Source organism: Atribacter sp. (genome assembly GCF_035418125.1).
GTDB lineage: Bacteria > Atribacterota > Atribacteria > Atribacterales > Atribacteraceae > Atribacter > Atribacter allofermentans.
Genome location: NZ_DAOLQM010000170.1, coordinates 1 through 4737, shown reverse-complemented (window position 1 = coordinate 4737; position 4737 = coordinate 1). Strand labels below are relative to the sequence as shown.

Sequence of the window (4737 nt, the reverse complement as noted above, 5' to 3'; positions counted from 1 at the left end):
AAAACCGGATTTTATCAACAACTTTATATGGATTTATGAATTAAGCAGGCTAAATACCTTTTGCCTCTGCGAAAATTTTAAGAATTTGCGCTGAGGGATAGGTAGAAAGAGAAGCGATACCATTTGCAAGTTCAACAGGTAAAAGGGCTCCTTCAAATCTATTGCTCAAAATGGTTGGTAGTGTAGCAAAAATGTTATTAGCACCAATCAAATTAGATAATGCTGGATTTTCAACAAATTCACCCGTGGGGATATTTAATACCATTTGATGATAATTACTAAGTTTAACAAAAACCTTTGCGCCATAATTTGTATCTTTACCATAGGGGGCTCCTGTATTAGGTCTATTCTGAATTTTTTCCTTTATATATTGATTGCTTGGTATAAAGATATGACCCTCGCGTGCATTTCTCCCTATGAGTTCTAAGTGCTCGTAAAACCTTCCTGATTTTTCCTGTCCAATTATATGTATTGGATAACCTTGCTCTCTTGCATACGACAAAAATCGGCGTATAGGAGCTACAAGTTTTGAATATTGGGCACGAATAGTAAGAGGACCATCCTTTACAAAAAGGCATTTAGCAAGAACATCTTTATTTTTTTCCCAATAATATCGTATACCTGTAAATAGTAATAAAACTTCATGAATGCTCATATAAGATGTCGCTATAGTATCTGGTGCTGAATCAGGAGCCATTTCCTGATGAAAACCAAGCATATCCGTTAAAAATAAATCTCCATTACATTCAGGGCATTTACCCGTCTCAGCATCATATGGAAGCGTAGCCACGGTTTTTTCACAATGAGGACATTCAAAAAGTGGTAATTGCTTCTGCTTTCCATCCCACTTTTCATACACAATCCATTTAAGCGTTTCCATCGGTTCGCCCTCTAAAGAACTGTCCTTCAGTGATTCAAAAATAATCCCTCTTATCGCATGGTACGTACTCTGACCAGGAATAGAAACATGTCTTAATGGAAAAACTGTTGCATGGTATAACGCCGAATCAGCAAGTATATCACGCAATGCAAGCGGATGTGGAGACTCTTTATCTATTTTAGAGAGTGCAAATTGATCGATTCTTAACAGTGCCGTTTTCACGAAAGCAAGTCTTTTATAGGGTGGCGTTTCAGACTCAATTGGTTGCATTGAACCATCAATACCGAAAACTAAGGGAAGAGGTGATCCATCGTTAGGGATTAGCTTCCAAACATCTTTTGATGTAATCTTATTCTTAAAGCTCTCTTCAAAATTTTGAACCAATTTATTCACCAGTTCACTCTTAAGAACCTCAAGGTGCCCTAGATGACTAGCTCTTTCTCCGGGTAAGCGTTCTCCAACTCTATAGGGCATTTTATTTCTCCTCCTGATTTGGGTTAGGTGGTGTAAATTTCTTCGCCTGCACTGATACGACAAAGCGATGTGAGCGTGTTAGCATTCTTATATAGCCAACTGTTTTTGCCTGAAGAATATCATTTTTTAGACTTTCGTATGCAATGTTTACCTTAGCAAGCATATTAACATCATCTTGAGATGCAAGATGAGCAACAAAGAAATTTTCAGTTTGTGCCAATAAATCTCTATTAATTGTTGTTGGTGATTGAGTGGAGTAGACCATTCCAATATGATATTTTGCTCCTTCTTTTGCTAGACGGCTGTAAATTGTAGTAACATCGCCGGATTGCGGAAACAAGTTGTGTGCTTCTTCAAAACATAATTGTATAAAATGATTACCAAGTTGGTTATTGGAGAATTTATCAACCTGATGCCTGAAAACTGCCAGTGATAGTTCATCGGAAAAATAGTTCATAACTTCCGGATTAGCATTCCCTAGGTCCAGAATTACGGTCATTCCGGAATCCAAGTATCGAATAATTTCATCGATAAAATCGCCGGCTTTTTGGTCATGATAAATTCTATATGGTTGAATAAGAGATGTTCCACTTCTTCCAGACTGTGGTTCTAAAAATTCTAATAGAGCAATATCATCAGCCTCAAACAAAGGATTTCCTGACCCAGTAGTAAGGCTTGAATGATTTGGGTTTGCACGCCTAAAGCGATTTATTATTTCTAATTCTCTAACTAATTCAGCGAGAGTATTGGGATGTGAAGGAGCAGGACTTATATTTTCGGAGGAATAAGCAGCATCTCTGATATTCGAATTAAATCCAGGATTAAGCCCGCTTGCAGGACGACCAATTGGAGCTATTAAACGGAGTCGATTTTCGTCAACAGAATATCCAGCCTTTTTAAGAATTGCCCAGAAAAATTGGACTTTTCTAAGTGCTCTGGCTTGGTCGCCACCGGGCGGAAAATTCCTAATTTCGTCAAGGGAAGGCAACTCCACACTAACAAAACTCTGCACATACCCAGAAGCGCGACCATCTTGTCTTAATAAGCTACCTATTATGGGCTTAGATTTTTCAGGATGTTCATAAAAATTGATTTTTAAGGGACTCGATGGTGTGGCTGGCTTTGGTGTTAGGGCATAAACAACACACCGTTTTGGATATGCACTTCTTAATGAATGGCTGTTATCCTGTGGATTATCATTCGCATACTCACCGTTAATGTCAAATATTAGTTGTCCAACATTTTTTGTATCATTTGTTGTCTCAATTAAGCTCTGGGCAATTAATTTAACTACATTGCTCTTACCAAGTCGTGTTTTGCCAAACATCGCTGTACGTGTACCCATAAAATCCTTTGTGGAAACATGAACTATAACCCTTGGTTGAGATTTGTTTGGCAAAGGAAGTCTACATTCTGTCAACCTCAAATCGCCTATTGGAAAACGGTTTTCATAGGGCACCATGGAATTGGTTATAAGTTTCAATAATTCATCATTAGGAGCATAAACCCGGTATTTATGTGCGCTAACAAAATTATTTAAATCTCCGGCAAATTCTACTTCGTCAATTTTTTCGGGATGGGGATAAAACATACCAAGGACCGCCGTCTTAAGTGCTCCCCATTGTAGCTCGCTCTGAGTGAATATATCGAGTTCTGGCATTGATTTTTTCTGTAACTCAAAGTATGTTTGCTGAACTTCTTTTGAAAGAGGAGTGGGTGCCGCTTCCAAGACCCGTAATAATGTGAAATGTGGAGGTAATGTATCATAACTAGATGGCACCATTATTAGTAAAGAATTCCGAGGCACTCCACCTACAGCAATTTTGAATGGATCAGAAGTAATAATCGTAACCGTATCATATCCAATTTCAAGAACATATCCAACAAAACGCATGTCATCATATCGCTTTGCCTGTTCGTTTGCTTTTTCTTGTTCAAGAAATTTTTGTAAAACCCTGAGAGGGTGATTTTGCATTGCCGCCTTCTCAAAAAATTCTTTCATTGCAGTCTCTCCTTATAATTACGAATTATAACCTCACCTGAATTGTTTGTTAAAATTCCAGGTTTTTCCCCTGTCCCCCTTAGTACAGGAACAATGTTATTTCCGCCAAATAGGTCCAGAATATCAGGATGGGACGAAATGGTTATCGCCCATTTTACACCTCTATTTGATGCTCTTTTCAAAGCTCTTTCCAACCTCTGATATTCTGAATAGCCAAATTTGCCATATACATAATGGGAATGAAGCAGTTCTCGTTCTCCAGGTTTATATGGTGGGTCAGCAAAAATAAAATCTCCTTTTTTACTTTCGTCTATGACTTCTTCAAAATCACTACACTTCAAGATTGCATTTTTTAATCTATCAGAAACATCTTTTAAAACTGTCTGGTTAATTACCCATCGTCTATCTTCTCCTCCATACCCAACATTGAATTCTCCGTTTGAATTATGTCTCCACATACCTTTAAAACAAGTCCTGTTTAAATAAAGAGTTCTGGCTGCTTTGAACGTTAAGTCTCTTCCAGCGGGCTTTATTGCTCGAATTTCATAGTATGCTTTTTTAGTTTTTGGGAAACTTTTGTATATTTCCCAGACTTTCAGTGGAGAGCGGCGTATTCCACGATACAGATCAATAAGTTCTCGGTTCATATCCGTCAAGAAAGCACGCTCAGGGTTTAATGCAAAAAAAATTGCACCACTACCTAAAAATGGCTCTATAAATCTCCCTTTTATCATTTCACTTGAGGGCAAAAATGGGATTATGTAGTTTAAAATCCTTTGTTTTCCACCAGGATAACGGATAAAACTAACCTTTTTTGTTTTCATTTAACCCTCATCTTAAACTCTGCATGGCACGGCATTGCGTATAACTACTCGTGGCTAAACGAACTTCTGTCTCGTATATCCATCGGATTTTGGCAGGTTATGGCGTATATTTCGTCTTTAAGATTATAAAGCATTTTTCTTTACTCCTTGCTTTAAAATTGCCTGATCGAGGGGATTAACGATTTTCCCGAGACTCTTTTTACTGACATGAGTATATATTTCCGTAGTTTTGGAACTGGCATGGCCTAAAACTTCCTGAATATAGCGCAGATCTGTGCCGTTTTCCAAAAGTCCAGCGGTCGGAATGTCGTCCGCTAAAGTCAAAGGGACCGTTGGCACCGCATCAAGATTCATTTGGTGTTATTCTACAAACAATAATCCTTAACTGCAATAAAAATATTTAAGAAATCAGGGCGCTCCGTCTGGATTACGTCGCACTATGTTGCCATAGCGGACGTCAATGCCAGGGAAGCAAATACTTTGGAAGAAAAACCGTGGCTTCTAATACTCTATCTTTAACTCGAAATTCCCACGGTCGGGCGTTTTGATTAAGACCA

4 protein-coding genes are annotated in these 4737 nt (G+C 38.2%); all 4 read right to left on the bottom strand.

Annotated elements, in window-relative coordinates; all coding sequences use genetic code 11:
• Positions 1-49: 49 nt before the first annotated feature.
• On the bottom strand, positions 50-1354 hold the full coding sequence (locus PLK24_RS08455) for a hypothetical protein (protein WP_324478145.1): 1305 nt from the start codon (positions 1352-1354) through the stop codon (positions 50-52).
• Position 1355: 1 nt separating this feature from the next.
• Positions 1356-3356 carry an ATP-binding protein gene (locus tag PLK24_RS08450; RefSeq protein ID WP_324478143.1) on the bottom strand — a complete coding sequence of 667 codons (2001 nt, stop codon included), beginning with the start codon at positions 3354-3356 and terminating at the stop codon, positions 1356-1358.
• Complete coding sequence (locus PLK24_RS08445) at positions 3353-4180, bottom strand: DNA adenine methylase (protein ID WP_324478141.1); 828 nt, start codon at positions 4178-4180, stop codon at positions 3353-3355. Before PLK24_RS08445 ends, PLK24_RS08450 begins: the two co-directional genes overlap by 4 nt.
• A gap of 123 nt (positions 4181-4303) precedes the next feature.
• The gene (locus PLK24_RS08440; protein WP_324478139.1) at positions 4304-4534 is read right to left on the bottom strand and encodes a tyrosine-type recombinase/integrase; all 231 of its coding nucleotides are present in this window, start codon (positions 4532-4534) and stop codon (positions 4304-4306) included.
• Between the last annotated feature and the right edge of the window lie 203 nt (positions 4535-4737).

What these genes read in the sequence shown, in the direction of transcription:
- PLK24_RS08440 (WP_324478139.1), bottom strand. Translation starts at nt 4,534, where the DNA reads ATGAATCTTGATGCGGTGCCAACGGTCCCTTTGACTTTAGCGGACGAC.
- PLK24_RS08445 (WP_324478141.1), bottom strand. Translation starts at nt 4,180, where the DNA reads ATGAAAACAAAAAAGGTTAGTTTTATCCGTTATCCTGGTGGAAAACAA.
- PLK24_RS08450 (WP_324478143.1), bottom strand. Translation starts at nt 3,356, where the DNA reads ATGAAAGAATTTTTTGAGAAGGCGGCAATGCAAAATCACCCTCTCAGG.
- PLK24_RS08455 (WP_324478145.1), bottom strand. Translation starts at nt 1,354, where the DNA reads ATGCCCTATAGAGTTGGAGAACGCTTACCCGGAGAAAGAGCTAGTCAT.